Source organism: Streptomyces sp. NK08204 (genome assembly GCF_020400585.1).
Lineage (GTDB): Bacteria > Actinomycetota > Actinomycetes > Streptomycetales > Streptomycetaceae > Streptomyces.
Window position 1 is genome coordinate 234,829 of sequence record NZ_JAINVF010000003.1, and the last position, 16,683, is coordinate 251,511.

The following is a 16,683-nucleotide window of genomic DNA, read 5'->3' on the forward strand; positions in this document are numbered from 1 at the left end:
TGTGTTGCCGCCGAGGTCTTTGGCCGCCCCCCTTCCGCACGGCTACTGTCTGCCGCGTTTCCCGGTGCCGGGGCCTGTGAGTCCCAGGCGCCGGGGAGCGGTACCTGTCGTCAGCGGAAGGACGTTGGCTTCCCGTGGGCTCCCATCGCCGCCTTGCATCCTCCGGGTTCGACCGGGGCGCCGTCACTCTTTGCGTGCTGACGGCAGCCGCCGGCGCGCTCGGCGCCGTACCGGCCGTCGCCGCGCCGCACGGGAACACCCGTGCCGAGGTGGACCGCCTCTACGAGCAGGCCGAGCGGGCGACCGAGGCGTACGACAAGGAAGCCGAGCGGGCCGGCGCGCTGCGCCGCCGGGTGCGTGACGCCCAGGACCACCTCGCCCGCCAGCAGCAGCGCGTCAACACCATGCGGGAGCAGCTCGGTTCGCTGGCCGGTGCGCAGTACCGCTCCGGCGGCATCGATCCGGCCGTCGCCCTGCTGCTGTCCGCAGACCCCGACGACTACCTGGAGAAGGCAGCCACCCTCGACCACGTCGACGCCCTCCAGGCCTCCCGCCTCAAGGAGTTGCGGTCCGCGCTGCGCGAACTCGCCCAGGAACGCGCCGAGGCCGCCGGGGAACTCGCCGAACTGGAGCGCAGCCGCAAGACGGTCGCCGTGCACAAGCGGACGGTGGAGCGGAAGCTCGCCAGGGCACGGGAGTTGCTCAACGCCATGCCCGCCGCCGACCGCGCCGCCTGGGACCGCGCCTCCCGCGGCAGCCGCGGTGGCCCGCCCGGCCTCACCGGCGCCGTCGCCCCCGACACCCCCGTCGCCCCCGAAGCCCCCGATGCCCGCGCCGCCGCCGCGGTCGCCGCCGCCCGCTCCGCCCTCGGCCGCCCCTATGTGTGGGGCGCGAGCGGCCCCTCCGCCTTCGACTGCTCGGGCCTGATGCAGTGGTCGTACGCGCACGCCGGCATCCACCTGCCGCGCACCTCGATGGAACAGCGGTACGCCGGGCACCAGATCCCGCTCTCCCAGGCCCGCCCCGGTGACCTGGTGGTCTACCGCTCCGACGCCAGCCATGTGGCGATGTACGTCGGCAACGGCCAGGTCATCCACGCGCCCCACCCGGGGGCCCCGGTGCGCTACGACCCGGTCGGGATGATGCCCATCTCCTCCGTCACCCGTCCCTGAGCCGGGCCCGCGCGCCGTACGATCGGAAAATGGCTGTTCGCACACGGGCGCGGCGGGCGTGGCGCACCGCGGTGGCGGGGGTCTGTCTGCTGCTCGTGCCGCCCCTTGCCGGATGCGGCGGGCAGCGGGCGGACGGTTCGGCGCGGGCACAGGTGCAGCGGGTGCTGGACCGCCGGTCGGCCGCGCTGCTGCACCACGACGAGGCGGCGTACGCCGTGACCGGCACCCGGACCGGGTACACCCGGCTGCGCGCGCTCCCGCTGTCCGCCTGGAGCTACCGCGTCACCGGCCTGCACGGCACCGGCTCCGGCGCCACCGCCGAGGCCGAACTGCGCTTCTCCGTCGCGGGCTACGACCGGGTCCCGGTCAGCACCCGCCGCACCCTCACCCTGAGCCGCACCGTCGACGGGAAGTGGTACGTCACCGCGGACCGGCCCGCGCCCAAGGCCGGGCAGCAGCTGTGGGACCAGGGCACGGTCACCGCGGTCCGGGGCGCGCACAGCCTGGTCCTCGGTTCCGGGCAGTCCGCCGCACGCCTGCGCGGGTACGCGCGGCTCGCCGACCGTGCGGTGCCGGCCGTGTCCCGCCGGTGGGGCGAGGGCTGGAGCCGGCGGGTCGTCCTGCTCGTGCCCCGGTCGCTGCAGGGCATGGCGGGCCTGCTCGGCGCGCCCGCCGCCGACTACCGGGGCATCGCCGCGGTCACCACCGGTGAGGCGGGCGGCTCGGGAACGGCCCCCGCGGACCGGGTGATCGTCAACCCGGACGCGTACGGCGGTCTCGGCGCCGTCGGCAAACAGGTCGTGATCACCCACGAGACGACCCATGTGGCCACCCGGGCACAGACCACCGGCGCCACACCGCTGTGGCTCTCCGAGGGGTACGCCGACTGGATCGGCTACCTGGACACCTCCCGCGCCCCCACCGACATCGCGCCGGAACTCGCCCACGCCGTCGAGGACGGCCATGTCCCCTCGGCGCTCCCGCCCGACCGGGACTTCGGCTTCAGCGGCGACCCGACCCGGCTCGCCGAGGCCTACGAGAGCGGCTGGCTGGCCTGCCGGATGATCGCCGACCAGTGGGGCGAGCCCCGGCTCGGCGCCTTCTACCGGGCCGTCGGCGGCCACAAGGAGCGGGCGGGAGCGGTCGCGGGGGCGCTGGAGAAGGTGCTCGGCATCACGCCGGGGGTGTTCGCCGCACGGTGGCGGGAGTACGTCAGGACTCAGCTCGGCTGAGCGTGCCGATGGCCTCGCGCAGCCAGGCCCGTTCGGCCTCCCCGGTTGCGCGGGCCACCCGCAGCATGCCCTCGCGGAACAGGTTCCCGGCCTCCTCCGCGCGCACCGGCGTGCCGTCCCGGTAGAAGAAGCTCGCCGGAGTCTGCAGGAACTCCAGCCGACGGCGCAGCACCGTGGCCTGTTCCGCGCGGTCGGGCAGGTGGTGCAGGAAGGCGAGGACCGTGTTGAAGCGGACCTGGTCGGTGATCTCGGCCGGCTTGGGATGGCGCAGCCGCTCCAGCAGCTCCGCGCGGCCCTGCCCGGTGAGCGACAGCACCCGGCGCGGGGCGGCGCCGGCCCCCTCCTCGGTGTGCTGGTCGAGCTTCCCGGCGGCGACGAGCCGGTTGATGGCCGGGTACAGAGCGCCGTCACTGACCGGGCGGACATGACCGCTGAGCGCCTTGATGCGCTCCTTCAGCTCGTACCCGTGCAGCGGCTCCTCGGCGAGGAAACCGAGGATCGACAGCTCCAGCACGCGAATTCCTCCTTGGCAGGGGGCGGAACACCATGATAGCTCTTATCGAGCTATCTCGAATCGAGGTATTCGCCATCAGGGGGTCTCCCGTGAACGCTCACCGCCGACAGCTGCTCTCGCTCGCCCACCCCGTCTACCTCTCCCTCCTCGCCTCGGTCGCCTCCGGCATCATCAACACCGTCTGGGTCTCCCGGCTCGGCGCTCCCGCCGTCGCCGCCGTGGCCGTCGCGACCAACACCGAGAACGTGCTGCTCGGCGTCGCCCTCGTCTTCGCCTCCGGTACGACCGTGCTGGTCGCCCACGCCCGGGGAGCCCGCGATCCCGGTGCCGTGCAGGCCGCCGTACGCGGGGGACGGGCCCTGTTCGCGCTGGTCACCCCGGCGGTCGTGGCCGCCGGGGTGCTGCTGCGCGAGCCGCTGGCCCGCCTGGTGCTCGGAGGCCAGGACGCGACGGCCCTCCACCTGGCGACCGCCTACTTCGCGATCTCCCTGCCCGGCATGGCCGTCTTCTTCGCCCAGCAGCTCGTCGACGGCATCCTCAAGGGCACCGGCGACACCCGCACTCCCATGCGGCTCGCCCTGCTGGCCAACGGGCTGATCCTGCTCTGCGACCCCGTCCTGATCCACCTCTGCGGCGTCCGGGGCGCTGCCGCCTGCACGGTGCTGTGCCGCGGCGCGGCCCTCGTGGCGGGGCTGCGCGCGCTGAACCGGAACACCTGGCTGCGCAGGGCCGCCGCCGCGGCGCCGGCGGAGTCCGTCGGCGCGGCCCTGCGCCGGACGCTGCGCACCGGGCTGCCCATGTCCGCCGACTTCACCGTGCGCCAGGGCGGCGCCCTGGTGCTGGTGGCGATCGTGGCACGGCTCGGGGTGGCCGCGGTGGCCGCCTACGCGATCGCCTACAAGGTCCTGTACGTCGCCACCATGGCCTTCTACTCGGTACGGCAGGCCGCCGCGATCCACACCGCGCACACCCGGGGTGCGGGCCACGACCGGCGCCGGGAGATCGGACGGCAGGCAGTGCTGGTCTCCGGGACGCTGGGGCTCGCGGCGGCGGCCCTGTCCGCCGCCACCGCCCCCTGGATCATGGCCGCCTTCGGCGCCGGGCCCGCCGTCGCCCACCAGGGCGTGCTGTTCCTGCGCTGCGTGGGCCCCTACCTGCTGCTGATGGCGTGCTTCATCGCGCTCGGCGGCGTCTTCGAGGGCAGCGGGTCCGCGTCCGCGCTGCTGCGGGTCACCCTGCTCGGCACCGCCGTCCAGCTCGCCCTCGCCCGAGCCCTGTCCGGCGTCGGCCTGCCCGGCATCTGCCTGGCGATGGCCCTCGCGATGGCCGTGCAGAGCGGGGCCGTTGCGGTGCTGGTGCGCCGCGGCCGGCGTCAGGAGGAGGCCGAGGTCTTCGTACCGGCCGCCTGACGGGGCGACGGCAGTGCCGCAAGGGGCGGGACGGTGGAGCGCCACAGCGAGCGCGCGGCCGTGAGCACGGCGGTGAGCAACAGGCCGTTGCGCACGAACAGCAGTGTGACGCCGTACCCGTCGCTCATCACCACGTGCGAGAAGCCGAGCGGGAACTCCAGGACCGTCACGAAGGACGCCACGACCACCATGAGCGCGGGCGCGGTCATACCGCTCGCCCGGAAGCACAGGCAGACGGCGGCCAGGCCGATCAGCCACACCAGGTACTGCGGGCTGATCACGCGGCTGGTGACCGTGAACAGCAGCACCGCCGTGAACGCCGCGTCCGCGACGGACTGCGCGGTGAACCGGGTCGCGCGCAGCCGCCACAGCAGCAGCCAGCCGAACGCGACCCCGGTCAGCGCCAGCGCGAGGGAGCTGACCAGGTGGACGTGCGGGCCGAGGAACTCGATCGACCCGTAGTTGAGCAGCACCTGGCCCCGCCAGCCGAAGTGCCGGGCCACGTGGAAGACCAGGGCGCCCAGTGACTCCACCTCGGTGCCCCGGTCCCGCTGGAAGGTGAGGAAGGCGAACGCGCCCGGCATGGACACCGAGAACAGGGCCGCGCACCCGGCGGCCGTGACCAGCGCCGACCCCCACGCCCGTCGTGGCCGGGCACCCGCCAGCAGCAGCGCCGGCCACACCTTCAGCAGTGCCCCGAGTCCGGCCAGCGCGCCCAGTACCCGCGGCCGGCGGGCGCCCGCGAGCAGCGCCGCCACGGCGAGCGCGGTCACCATCACGTCGTAGCGGGCGTAGACCGTGGGGCCGAGCAGCGGCAGGCCCGCCACCCACACCCAGGTGCCGCGCGGGCAGCGGCCGGGCCGGGTGCTCGCGCGGACCAGCAGGCAGAGCACGGCCGCGTCGGCGAGGAAGGCCAGGACGAAGAAGGCGTGCGGGTAGGACAGGAACGGCAGCGCGGCGGGGGAGAGGATCGCGAGGGCGGCGGCGGGCGGGTACTGCCAGGTCACGTCGTCCAGCGGGAACGTTCCGTGGCGCAGCGTCTCGTACCAGCCCTGGTAGATCACCGACACGTCCGAGGTGACGTCCGGACCCGGGAAGACGTACACCCGGAAGACGAACAGCAGCAGCACCGCTCGGGTGACGCCCCAGGTCCCGAGCAGCCCTGCCAGGGACCGCCCGGCACCCCTCGTCCCCACGTGATCCCCTGCCGTTCGATTCCCGCTTCGATTTCCGCGTCGCGGGAACATGATGGCGTGCCCATGAGCCCCCGTGCCACAGTCCAGGCGGCGTATGCCGCAGGCCGGGGCGCATACGGCAGGTCGGGGCGAATGCCGCAGGTCAGGGCGTATGTTGCAGGTCAGGGCGTATGTTGCAGGCTCGGCAGCGTCTGCGCGTGCTCGGCGCCGCGTCGGGCAAGCGCATGCCGCGGACCCGGCGGCCCATGGCGGCCGGGCGGCGATTGGGTAGGGTCGGCGGCGATGCACAAGACCCTCATCGTCACCAACGACTTCCCGCCCCGGCCGGGCGGCATCCAGGCGTTCCTGCACAACATGGCCCTCCGCCTGGACCCCGGACAGCTCGTCGTGTACGCCTCCACCTGGAAGCGGAGCCGGGAGGGAGTCGAGGCCACGGCCGCCTTCGACGCCGAGCAGCCCTTCACCGTCGTACGCGACCGCACGACCATGCTGCTGCCCACCCCGCAGGCCACCCGGCGGGCGGTCGGACTGCTGCGCGAGCACGGCTGCACCTCGGTGTGGTTCGGAGCCGCCGCGCCGCTCGGTCTCATGGCCCCCGCGCTGCGGGCGGCCGGGGCGAAGCGGCTCGTGGCGACCACCCACGGGCACGAGGCCGGCTGGGCCCAGCTGCCCGCGGCACGCCGACTGCTGCGCCGGATAGGGGAGTCGACGGACACGATCACCTATCTGGGCGAGTACACCCGCTCCCGCATCGCCACCGCGCTCACCTCGCGGGCGGCCGGCCGGATGGTGCAGCTGCCGCCCGGCGTCGACGAGAAGACCTTCCACCCCGGCTCCGGCGGCGAGGAGGTGCGCGCACGACTCGGCCTCACCGACCGGCCGGTCGTGGTGTGCGTCTCGCGTCTCGTCCCGCGCAAGGGGCAGGACACCCTCATCCGGGCCATGCCCCGCATCCTCGCCGCCGAGCCGGACACCGTGCTGCTCGTCGTCGGCGGCGGGCCGTACGAGCGGGACCTGCGCCGGCTGGCCCGTGAGACGGGCGTGGCGGGCTCGGTCCGCTTCACCGGCGCCGTGCCCTGGGCGGAGCTGCCCGCGCACTACGGCGCCGGCGACGTCTTCGCCATGCCGTGCCGCACCCGGCGCGGGGGCCTCGACGTCGAGGGCCTCGGCATCGTCTACCTGGAGGCCTCCGCCACCGGGCTGCCGGTCGTCGCGGGCGACTCCGGCGGCGCGCCCGACGCGGTGCTGGACGGCGAGACCGGCTGGGTCGTGCGGGGCGACCGCGTCGAGGACACCGCCGACCGGGTCGTCGTCCTTCTCAGGGACCAGGAGCTGCGGCGCCGGATGGGGGAGCGGGGCAGGCAGTGGGTGGAGGAGAAGTGGCGCTGGGACCTCTTGGCGGAGAAGTTGAAGGAGCTGCTCTAGGGCGTATTTCGAAAGTAGCGTCGTCCGCCCGAAGGGCGGGGCCCGCGGCGTCTGGTGCGGTGCATCGCAAGGCGGAGGGTCGTCCGCGTACTGGGCGTACGCGGACGATCCCGACAACGCGGCGAGGTGCCGTGCCAGGCGTCGCGAGCCAGGCGGGACTTTCGAAGCACGCCCTAGCCGGAAGGAGATGATCCGGCGGTGCCGCGCGTACAGGGAAGCGGGCTGACGCGGCGTCAACTGACGGTGCGTCATGTTCTCGGCTTCAGCCGCTCGGCGACCGCGTACCGGGTCGGGCGACCGACGAGCGCAGCCGTGTGCGGGGACGCGCGCGGCGGTACGTCACCGACGGCTCCCCCGTGCCCGGTCCGATCGTGCTCGCCGAACGCACGAGGGCGCGGTGTCCTCGTGGAGGACACCGCGCCATGAGCACGTGCGAGGGGTGACTACTTCGCGTAGATCGCCTCGATCTCGTCCGCGTAGTCCTTCGCCACCACGTTCCGCTTGAGCTTCAGCGACGGGGTGAGGTGACCCGAATCCTCCGTGAACTGGGAGGGCAGGACGCGGAACTTCCGCACCGATTCCGCCTTCGACACCGCGGCGTTGCCGTCGTCGACGGCCGCCTGGACCGCCGCGAGCAGATCCGGGTCCTCGCGCAGCGACGCCGCGGTGGAGCCCGCCGGCTTGCCGTGCTCGGCCGCCCAACGGCCCAGGAACTCCTCGTCGAGGGTGACCAGCGCGCCCACGAACGGCCGCCCGTCGCCCACCACCATGCACTCCGCGACCAGCGCGTGCGCCCGGATCCGGTCCTCGATCACCGCCGGGGCCACGTTCTTGCCGCCCGCGGTGACGATGATCTCCTTCTTCCGGCCGGTGATCCGCAGATAGCCGTCCTCGTCGAGGGTGCCGATGTCACCGGTGTGGAACCAGCCGTCGGCCAGCGCCTCCGCCGTCGCACCGGGGTTGTTCCAGTACTCCTTGAACAGGTGCTCACCGTGCAGCAGCACCTCGCCGTCGTCCGCTATCCGCACCACCGAGCCGGGCAGCGGCTGGCCGACCGTGCCGATCTTCTGCCGGTCCCACGGGTTGAACGCGGTCGCCGCGCAGGACTCGGTCAGGCCGTAGCCCTCCAGCACCGTGAAGCCGATGCCCCGGAAGAAGTGGCCGAGCCGCTCGCCCAGCGGGGCGCCGCCGGAGATGGCGTACTCGCCCCGGCCGCCGAGGACCGCGCGCAGCTTGCTGAAGACCAGCTTGTCGAACACCTTGTGCTTGATCTTCAGGCCGATGGACGGGCCCGCCGGGGTGTCCAGCGCCCTGCTGTAGGCGATCGCGGTGTCCGCGGCCCTGTCGAAGACCGCGCCCTTGCCGTCCGCCTGCGCCTTCGCGCGGGCCGAGTTGTAGACCTTCTCGAAGACGCGCGGGACACCGAGGATCAGCGTCGGCCGGAAGGCGGCCAGCTCGTCGGTGAGGTTCTTGATGTCCGGGACGCAGCCGAGCTTGATCGGCGCCATCATCGGCGCGACCTGCACCAGCCGCCCGAAGACATGCGCGAGCGGCAGGAAGAGCAGCACCGAGCACTCGCCGGTGCGGAACAGCGGACGCAGCCGCTCCACGACGTTCCCGCACTCGGCGAAGAAGCTGCGGTGGGTGAGCACACAGCCCTTCGGGCGCCCGGTCGTGCCGCTCGTGTAGACGATGGTCGCCGGGTCGTCGGCCCTGGCGATCGAACTGCGCTCCTCGACGGTCGCCTCGGAGACGTCCTGCCCGAGCCGCCCCAGCTCCGCCACGCCCCCGGCCTCGATCTGCCAGACGTGCTTGAGGGCGGGCAGCGTCTCCCGAACCGACTCCACGGCCGCCGCGTGCGTGTCCAGCTCCACGATGCAGGCCGTGGCCCCCGAGTCGGACAGGATCCACTGCACCTGCTCCGGCGAGCTGGTCTCGTACACCGGCACGGTGACCGCGCCCGCGCTCCAGATCGCGAAGTCCAGCAGAGTCCACTCGTAGCGGGTGCGCGACATCAGGCCCACCCGGTCGCCCGGCTGCACTCCGGCCGCGATCAGACCCTTGGCGGCGGTGTGCACCTCGGCCAGGAACTCGCGCGCCGTCACGTCCTGCCAGGTGCCGCCCGCCTTACGGGCGATGACGGCGACGTCGGGATGCTGCGCGGCGTTTCTGCGGACGATGTCGGTCAGGTTGCCGTCCGCAGGGACCTCGTACAAAGCGGGAAGGCTGAACTCGCGCAAGACTGCTGCTCCTCACAGGGCGCCGACGCCACGACACTGTGTGATGCGACGGTGCGGTCCAAGGCTCGGGCGGTGCTCCTGGACTCACATGCGATGAACATGTTGAAAACCAGAGCACGACTGGACGGCCCGGACGTTACCGGTCGGTATGGCTTTCCCGACAGGGGGTCCCGGCGAGATGTTCGCTGCGTCACACACGGCATGGCGTTCTTCAGCGCACAGTAGTCCACGCCTTTCCGGACCGGCGAGTAACGCAGCCAGGAGCGCCACTGTTCATGCATCTCGCACACGCCTACGCTTGATCGCCATGGCATCCACACGCTCCGGGAACCGAAGGACCCGCGTCCACGTGGTCAGCGACGTGCACGGCAACGCCCGCGACCTGGCCCGCGCCGGCGACGGCGCCGACGCACTGATCTGCCTCGGCGACCTCGTCCTCTACCTGGACTACGCCGACCACTCCCGCGGGATCTTCCCCGACCTGTTCGGCAAGGAGAACGCCGACCGCATCGTCCAGCTGCGCACCGCCCGGCGCTTCGAGGAGGCCCGCGAGTTCGGCGCCCGGCTGTGGGCGGGTATCGGGGCTGACCGGGCCGCCGTCATCGAGAAGGCGGTGCGCAAGCAGTACACCGAGATGTTCGCCGCGTTCCCGACCCCGACGTACGCCACCTACGGCAATGTCGACATGCCGCCCCTGTGGCGCGAGTACGCCGGCCCCGGCACCACCGTCCTGGACGGCGAGCGGATCGAGATCGGCGGCTGGACCTTCGGCTTCATCGGCGGCGGACTGCGCACCCCGATGCGGACGCCGTACGAGATCGACGACGAGGAGTACGCGGCGAAGATCGAGGCGGTCGGCGAGGTCGACGTGCTGTGCACACACATCCCGCCAGAGGTCCCCGAGCTGGTCTACGACACCGTCGCGCGCCGCTTCGAGCGCGGCAGCCGCGCCCTGCTGGCCGCGATCCGCCGCACGCGCCCCCGCTACTCCCTCTTCGGCCACGTCCACCAGCCGCTCGCCCGGCGGATGCGGATCGGCGCGACCGAGTGCGTGAACGTGGGGCACTTCGCGGGGACGGGGCGGCCCTGGGCACTGGAATGGTGACGCAGCGCCGACACAGACGCGGTGAAGGCGGCAGGTCGGGGGCGCGGTAGCCTTCACGCTGCACAGATATCGGGTCCGCGTCTGGAGGAGCCACGGCGATGGCGGAACACACCAGTTCGAGCATCACGATCGAGGCGGCTCCGGCCGACGTCATGGCGGTGATCGCCGACTTCGCCCGCTACCCGGACTGGACCGGCGAGGTGAAGGAGGCGGAGGTCCTCGCCACCGACGGGCAGGGCCGCGCCGAACAGGTCCGCCTCGTCATGGACGCCGGTGCCATCAAGGACGACCAGACCCTCGCCTACACCTGGACCGGCGAGGACGAGGTCTCCTGGACCCTGGTGAAGTCCCAGATGCTGCGTTCCCTGGACGGCTCCTATCTCCTGAAGCCGGCGGGCACGGGCGCGACCGAGGTCACCTACCAGCTCACCGTCGACGTCAAGATCCCGATGCTCGGCATGATCAAGCGCAAGGCGGAGAAGGTCATCATCGACCGGGCGCTGGCGGGTCTGAAGAAGCGGGTCGAGTCGGGCCGCTAGGGTCTGCCGCGCGGGTATTACCGTTCACCCTCATGCGCACCATCCTGATCACCGGCCCCGGCGGCAGCGGACGTACGACGCTGGCCGCCGCCACCGCGCTGCACGCCGCCCGTGAGGGCACCCGCACCCTCGTCCTGAGTGCCGACCGCACCGACACGCTGGGGGCAGCGCTGGGCACCGGGACAGGAGCGACCCCCACCGAGATCACCCCGCACCTCACCGCCTGGCGCCCGGACGCGGCCGACCGGTTCCGCGAGGATCTCACCGCCTTCCAGACCCGCGCCGCGGGCGTCCTCGACCTGCTCGGCGCGGCCCGCCTGGACGCCGAGGAGGTCACCCCGCTGCCCGGCGCCGAGGAGCTGTCCTTCCTGCGCGCCCTGCGCGACGCCGCCCTCTGCGAGCGCTACGACCTCCTCGTCGTCGATCTCCCGCCCCTCCCGCAGGCCCTCCCCCTGCTCGCCCTCCCCGAGGAGCTGCGCCGCTATCTGCGCCGCCTGCTCCCGCCCGAGCGGCAGGCGGCCCGCGCCCTGCGCCCCGTCCTCGGCCGGCTGGCCGGCGTGCCCATGCCCGCCGAGTGGCTGTACGAGACGGCGGCCCGCTGGGACCTCGAACTGGCCGCCGTGCAGGCCGTCCTCACCGACCCGGACACCGTCGTACGGCTCGTCGCCGACCCCGGCCCGGCCGGCACCGACGCCGTCCGCGACGCCGCCCTCGGCCTCGCCCTGCGCGCCCTGCCCGTCGAAGCCCTGCTCGCCAACCGCGTCCTGCCCGACAGCGTCCCGGACACCTGGCTCGCCGGACTCCTGGCCCAGCAGCGCAAGGCGATCGCCGACTGGCAGCAGACGTACGACGTCCACGCCGTCCCCCACCTGGGCCGCGACCCGCACGGCACCGACGACCTCGGCGCGCTCTGCGTGCCCGGCGTCAACTCCGTGCCCGCCCCGGTCGAGTGGCCCGTCACCGACCGGATCGCCGAGGACGGCGTGCTGGTCTGGAACATCCCGCTGTCCGGCGCGGTACGCGACGAACTCGACCTCGTCCGGCGCGGCGACGAACTCGTGATCACCGCCGGCCCCTTCCGCCGCATCGTCGGGCTGCCGTCGGCGCTGCGCCGCTGCACGGTCGCCGGAGCCGCCCTCCGCGAGGGCGTACTGAGCATCCGGTTCGCGCCGGATCCCGACCTGTGGCCCGGGTCCGGACGGTGAAGCGCGTACGCCCGTTCGGGTAACGTCGAAGGTGCGAACCGTAGTCAGGAGTCCGCCATGAGCGAAGAGCGTCCCGCACCCGACCCCTTCGAAGAGCAGATGGGGGTTCCCCCTGCTGGAGCGCAGTCGGAAGCCTGGGGGAGGGCGACCGACGCCGACGCCTGGGCCACGGCCTGCGCCGAGGACCTCGCCGCCGAGAAGGCCCGCCGCCGCGCCGAGCAGGGGCCACCCCCCGGCTCAGCCGCCGAGGAGCTGAAGAAACTCGTGGACACGGTGGCCGACAAGCTGTCCAGCCTGCAGTCCCCGTTCCTCGCGGCCCTCGCCGGACCCGTCGCCCAGCAGGCGGTGCGGCAGGTCGTCCAGCAGGCCAAGGCAGCCGTGGAGCCCGTCATAGAGCGCAACCCGGACGTCTTCGACCATCTGGCCACGGCCGGCACCGAGCTGCTCGCCGCCTACCGCTCCGCCGTCCAGGGCCAGGAGCAGCGCTGGACCGCCGGCACGGCGGGCCCGACGGACGACCGGAGCGAGGGTCGCGACCCCGGCGAGGACAGTGGTCCGGGGCAACGCATCGACTTGGACTGAAACCCTTTCACGCCAGGGCCTCGGGTACGGTTGGCGGTAGCGGGGCTCGACCGAACTGAGGGATTCATGGGACTCACCATCGGCGTCGACATCGGCGGCACCAAGATCGCGGCCGGCGTGGTCGACGAGGACGGCAACATCCTCTCGACCTTCAAGGTGCCGACCCCCACCACACCCGAGGCCATCGTGGACGCCATCGCCTCGGCGGTGGAGGGCGCGCGCGCCGGGCACGAGATCGTCGGTGTGGGCATCGGTGCGGCCGGTTACGTCAACCGGCAGCGCTCCACCGTCTACTTCGCACCCAACATCGACTGGCGCCAGGAGCCGCTCAAGGAGAAGGTCGAGGCCCGCGTGGGCCTGCCGGTCGTGGTCGAGAACGACGCCAACGCAGCCGCCTGGGGCGAGTACAAGTTCGGCGCCGGCAAGGGCCACCGCAACGTCATCTGCATCACCCTCGGCACCGGCCTCGGCGGCGGCATCATCATCGGCAACAAGCTGCGCCGCGGCCACTTCGGCGTGGCCGCCGAGTTCGGGCACATCCGCATGGTCCCGGACGGTCTGCTGTGCGGTTGCGGCTCCCAGGGCTGCTGGGAGCAGTACGCCTCCGGCCGCGCTCTCGTCCGCTACGCCAAGCAGCGCGCCAACGCCACCCCCGAGAACGCGGAACTGCTGCTCGCCCTGGGCGACGGCACCCCGGACGGTATCGAGGGCAAGCACATCTCCATGGCCGCCCGCCAGGGCGACCCGGTCGCCGTGGACTCCTACCGTGAGCTGGCCCGCTGGGCCGGTGCGGGCCTGGCCGACCTGGCCTCCCTCTTCGACCCGTCCGCGTTCATCGTCGGCGGCGGCCTCTCCGACGAGGGCGAACTGGTCCTCGACCCGATCCGCAAGTCGTACAAGCGCTGGCTCGTCGGCGGCAACTGGCGCCCGGTGGCCGACGTGATCGCGGCCCGGCTGGGCAACAAGGCGGGCCTCGTCGGCGCGGCCGACCTGGCCCGGGAACCCGACCCGATCATGTAGCGCGTTGGCTGTGACGGTGCCCGCCGCGTCCGGTCCCGGGACGGCGGGCACCGTCGTATCTTGACCGTCATGCCGCTGCCCGACTCCGCCACGCAACCCGACGGTTCCGCCGTCGTCCGCGTCCTGAGCTACAACATCCGCTCGATGCGCGACGACACGCATGCCCTCGCCCGGATCATCACCGCCTGCGCCCCCGACCTGGTACTCGTCCAGGAGGCCCCCCGCTTCTTCCGCTGGCGCAAGAAACTGGCCCACCTCGCAGCCTCCTGTGACCTGCTCGTCCTCACCGGCGGAGGCACCGCCGCGGGACCGGCGGTCCTGTGCAACCTCCGCACCACCGTCGAGCGCACGCAGGACGTCCTCCTCCCGCTCACCCCCGGTCTGCACCGCCGCGGCTTCGCCACGGCCGTCGTGCGGATCGGCGGCGCCCGCCTCGGCGTCCTCAGCTGTCACCTCAGCCTCGACCGGAACGAGCGGTACGAGCAGGGCGGCATGCTCCTCGACCGGCTCGCCGGAATGGGCGTGGACCACGCCGTCGCGGGCGGCGATCTCAACGAGGGCCCCGACGGCCGTACCTTCCGCCGCGTCGCCGCACACCTCCAGGACTGCCGGGCCACGGCCCCCTGGGGCGGCGAGAACACCTGGGTCCGGACCGCCCCCCACAGCCGTATCGACGCGATCTTCGCCACGAAGGGCATCGAGGTGCTCGGCTGCGGTGTCCCCCTCGACCTGCCCGGCGTCACACGGACAGATCTGAGGGCGGCCACGGACCACCTCCCGGTCCTGGCCGCCCTCAGAATCCCGGCCGCCTAGAACCGGCTCTCAGACCACCGCACCCCGCCCCGGATCGTCGTTCTCGTCGTCGTCCGTCCGCATCCGCGCCACCAGCGTCACGAAGCCGCCGACGAAGCCGCCGATGCCGAGGGTCGCCAGCCACCAGCTCATCTCCCAGCCGAGCAGCACGGCCAGCAGGAGCAGCACGGGCCCGCCGACGACACCCAGCCAGGCGAACCTGGCGGTGGTGTCGGCGGTCGGCAGCGGCGGCGGCTCGGGCGGTACGAAATGCCCCTCGTCGTCCTCGTCGAAGTCGTCCTCGGACGGCTCGGCCACCGTGAAGTCGCGCGGTCCGACACCGGGTGCGAACGACACCGAGCTGCCCAGCGGCCGGGCGGGCGACTCCTCCGCGGAGTCGGCGGATTCGTCGGAGTCAGCGGAGTCGGCAGGGTACTTCTCCAGCAGCGCCAGATCCTCGACCGGCCTGAACGGCCTGGCACCCGGCGGGTCCGGCGGCTCCTCGCCGTACCCGGCGACGATGGCCCGCCACGCGGCCTCCTCGTCGAAGGGCGCCCCCTGCTCGTCCGGCTCGCGGTCCCCGCGGTCGGACTCGTGCTCAGCCACCTGCGGCCGTCCCTTCCTTGGCCTTGCCGACACCAGGTGCGAGCCGGGCGACGAAGGTGAGGCTCTCCTCGAAGATCCGGTCCGCATCGTGGTCCAACGTCGCCACGTGGTAGCTCTGTTCCAGCACGATCTCCGTCACGTCCATGGACGACACCCGGCTCAGCACGCGGATCGGGTCGGCCGGCGGGACGACGTGGTCCTGGGCGCTGCGCAGCACCAGCAGCGGCTGGGTGACCTGGGGCAGCTCGCCGTCAAGGCGGCGCAGGAACTGCCGCAGGGAGTGTGCCGCGTGCAGCGGCACCCGGTCGTAACCCAGCTCCGCCGCGCCCGCCTTGGCGATGTCACTGGCGATGCCCGTCGTCGTGCGCACCAGGTGCCGGGCCACCGGAAGGGCGTACGCCGACAGGCCGTGCACCCGGTTCGCCGGGTTGACGACCACCACACCGCTGACCCGCTCGCCGTGCCGGGCCGCCAGCCGGAGGGCGAGCGCGCCGCCCATCGACAGGCCCGCGACGAACACGTGGGAACAGCGCTCGCCCAGCAGGCGCAGCTCGCGGTCCACTTCCGCGTACCAGTCCTGCCAGCCGGTGACCTGCATGTCCTGCCAGCGGGTGCCGTGCCCGGGCAGCAGGGGCAGCGACACGGTCAGGCCGCGGGCCGCGTGGTGCTCCGCCCAGGGGCGCAGCGACTGGGGCGAGCCGGTGAAGCCGTGACAGAGGAGGATCCCCGCCTCTCCGCCCTCATGGCGGTACGGCTCGGCTCCGGGGAGAAGTGGCATGTGCTTCACCGTACGCGACCGCACCGACACCGACCAGGGTCGTCGGGTCCTTTGTCGGTGCGCCGGGTTATGGTCTGAGCGACGGAAACAGGAGGCATACGGGTGTTGTACGGCACGATGAAGGTCGCCATCGGAGGGCCGCTGAAGGTTGCCTTCAGACCCTGGGTGGAGGGCCTGGAGAACATACCGGCCGAGGGCCCCGCCATCCTGGCGAGCAATCACCTGTCGTTCTCGGACTCCTTCTTCCTGCCCGCGGTCCTCGACCGCAAGGTCACCTTCATCGCGAAGGCCGAGTACTTCACCACCCCGGGCGTCAAGGGCCGCCTGACCGCCGCCTTCTTCAAGGGCGTCGGACAGCTCCCGGTGGACCGCTCCGGGGCGCGCGGCGCCGGCGAGGCGGCGATCAGGAGCGGCATAGAGGTGCTGGAGCGCGGCGAGCTGTTCGGGATCTACCCCGAGGGCACCCGCTCGCCCGACGGCCGCCTGTACCGGGGCAAGCCCGGCGGTCTCGCGCGCGTGGCGCTCGCCACCGGCGCACCGGTCATCCCCGTGGCCATGATCGACACCGAGAAGATCCAGCCGCCCGGCAAGGTCGTGCCGAAGCTGATGCGGCCCGGCATCCGCATCGGCAAGCCGCTGGACTTCACCCGCTACCAGGGCATGGAGCACGACCGGTTCGTGCTGCGCGCGGTGACCGACGAGGTCATGTACGAGATCATGAAGCTCTCCGGCCAGGAATACGTCGACATCTACGCGACCGCCGCCAAGCGGCAGATCGCGGAGGCGGCGAAGGCTGCCCGGGAGGCGGAGAAGACCGCCAAGGAGGCGGCGAGGAAGGCCGAGGGCTAGCGGGGGAGTCCGGGGGAAC

The 16,683-nt window shown here is 72.8% G+C and carries 16 protein-coding genes; 11 read left to right on the forward strand and 5 right to left on the reverse strand.

The features are described from left to right. Positions 1-134 precede the first annotated feature (134 nt). Together K7G59_RS06845 and K7G59_RS06850 are read left to right on the forward strand one after the other, a co-directional pair. Positions 135-1,172 (forward strand): NlpC/P60 family protein, encoded by a 1,038-nt coding sequence (locus K7G59_RS06845; protein WP_225831145.1) that lies wholly within the window; start codon positions 135-137, stop codon positions 1,170-1,172. A 29-nt stretch (positions 1,173-1,201) separates the two neighbouring features. After that, positions 1,202-2,404, forward strand: coding sequence for a hypothetical protein (locus tag K7G59_RS06850; RefSeq protein WP_225831147.1), 1,203 nt, complete (start codon positions 1,202-1,204; stop codon positions 2,402-2,404). Here the strand turns inward: K7G59_RS06850 and K7G59_RS06855 are convergent. Then, positions 2,385-2,918: a PadR family transcriptional regulator gene (locus K7G59_RS06855; RefSeq protein WP_225831149.1), complete on the reverse strand. Its 534-nt coding sequence runs from the start codon at positions 2,916-2,918 to the stop codon at positions 2,385-2,387. The genes K7G59_RS06850 and K7G59_RS06855 overlap by 20 nt on opposite strands. Positions 2,919-3,007: 89 nt before the next feature. Between K7G59_RS06855 and K7G59_RS06860 the strand changes: the two genes are divergently transcribed. Then, positions 3,008-4,327, forward strand: a complete 1,320-nt coding sequence (locus tag K7G59_RS06860) for an MATE family efflux transporter (RefSeq protein WP_225831151.1) — start codon at positions 3,008-3,010, stop codon at positions 4,325-4,327. Here the strand turns inward: K7G59_RS06860 and K7G59_RS06865 are convergent. Continuing rightward, complete coding sequence (locus K7G59_RS06865; RefSeq protein WP_225831153.1) at positions 4,291-5,523, reverse strand: glycosyltransferase 87 family protein; 1,233 nt, start codon at positions 5,521-5,523, stop codon at positions 4,291-4,293. The genes K7G59_RS06860 and K7G59_RS06865 overlap by 37 nt on opposite strands. Before the next feature lie 282 nt (positions 5,524-5,805). Here K7G59_RS06865 and K7G59_RS06870 point away from each other — a divergent pair, with 282 nt between their 5' ends. Then, positions 5,806-6,948, forward strand: coding sequence for a glycosyltransferase family 4 protein (locus K7G59_RS06870; RefSeq protein WP_225831155.1), 1,143 nt, complete (start codon positions 5,806-5,808; stop codon positions 6,946-6,948). Between the two features lie 443 nt (positions 6,949-7,391). Here the strand turns inward: K7G59_RS06870 and K7G59_RS06875 are convergent, their stop codons facing one another. Beyond that, complete coding sequence (locus tag K7G59_RS06875; protein ID WP_225831156.1) at positions 7,392-9,188, reverse strand: long-chain fatty acid--CoA ligase; 1,797 nt, start codon at positions 9,186-9,188, stop codon at positions 7,392-7,394. A 307-nt stretch (positions 9,189-9,495) separates the two neighbouring features. On the opposite strand from K7G59_RS06875, the gene K7G59_RS06880 reads away from it, so the two are divergent. From K7G59_RS06880 to K7G59_RS06905, 6 genes are all read left to right on the forward strand, one after another. After that, positions 9,496-10,293, forward strand: coding sequence for a metallophosphoesterase (locus tag K7G59_RS06880; protein WP_225831158.1), 798 nt, complete (start codon positions 9,496-9,498; stop codon positions 10,291-10,293). A gap of 98 nt (positions 10,294-10,391) precedes the next feature. Further along, positions 10,392-10,832, forward strand: coding sequence for an SRPBCC family protein (locus K7G59_RS06885; protein WP_225831160.1), 441 nt, complete (start codon positions 10,392-10,394; stop codon positions 10,830-10,832). Between the two features lie 32 nt (positions 10,833-10,864). Beyond that, positions 10,865-12,037, forward strand: coding sequence for an ArsA family ATPase (locus K7G59_RS06890; protein WP_225831161.1), 1,173 nt, complete (start codon positions 10,865-10,867; stop codon positions 12,035-12,037). 57 nt (positions 12,038-12,094) lie between these two features. Beyond that, a complete protein-coding gene (locus K7G59_RS06895) occupies positions 12,095-12,619 on the forward strand; it encodes a DUF5304 domain-containing protein (protein ID WP_225831164.1) in 525 nt (174 codons plus the stop codon). A 66-nt stretch (positions 12,620-12,685) separates the two neighbouring features. Next, a complete protein-coding gene (locus tag K7G59_RS06900; RefSeq protein WP_225831166.1) occupies positions 12,686-13,639 on the forward strand; it encodes an ROK family glucokinase in 954 nt (317 codons plus the stop codon). A gap of 69 nt (positions 13,640-13,708) precedes the next feature. Then, positions 13,709-14,452, forward strand: coding sequence for an endonuclease/exonuclease/phosphatase family protein (locus K7G59_RS06905; protein WP_225831168.1), 744 nt, complete (start codon positions 13,709-13,711; stop codon positions 14,450-14,452). Between the two features lie 9 nt (positions 14,453-14,461). Here K7G59_RS06905 and K7G59_RS06910 read toward each other — a convergent pair whose 3' ends face one another. Together K7G59_RS06910 and K7G59_RS06915 are read right to left on the reverse strand one after the other, a co-directional pair. Then, positions 14,462-15,037, reverse strand: coding sequence for a hypothetical protein (locus K7G59_RS06910; RefSeq protein ID WP_225831169.1), 576 nt, complete (start codon positions 15,035-15,037; stop codon positions 14,462-14,464). Continuing rightward, positions 15,030-15,815: a carboxylesterase gene (locus K7G59_RS06915; protein WP_225831170.1), complete on the reverse strand. Its 786-nt coding sequence runs from the start codon at positions 15,813-15,815 to the stop codon at positions 15,030-15,032. The genes K7G59_RS06910 and K7G59_RS06915 overlap by 8 nt, the downstream gene beginning before the upstream one ends. A gap of 117 nt (positions 15,816-15,932) precedes the next feature. Between K7G59_RS06915 and K7G59_RS06920 the strand changes: the two genes are divergently transcribed. Continuing rightward, positions 15,933-16,664, forward strand: coding sequence for a 1-acyl-sn-glycerol-3-phosphate acyltransferase (locus tag K7G59_RS06920; protein ID WP_225831519.1), 732 nt, complete (start codon positions 15,933-15,935; stop codon positions 16,662-16,664). Positions 16,665-16,683 lie beyond the last annotated feature (19 nt).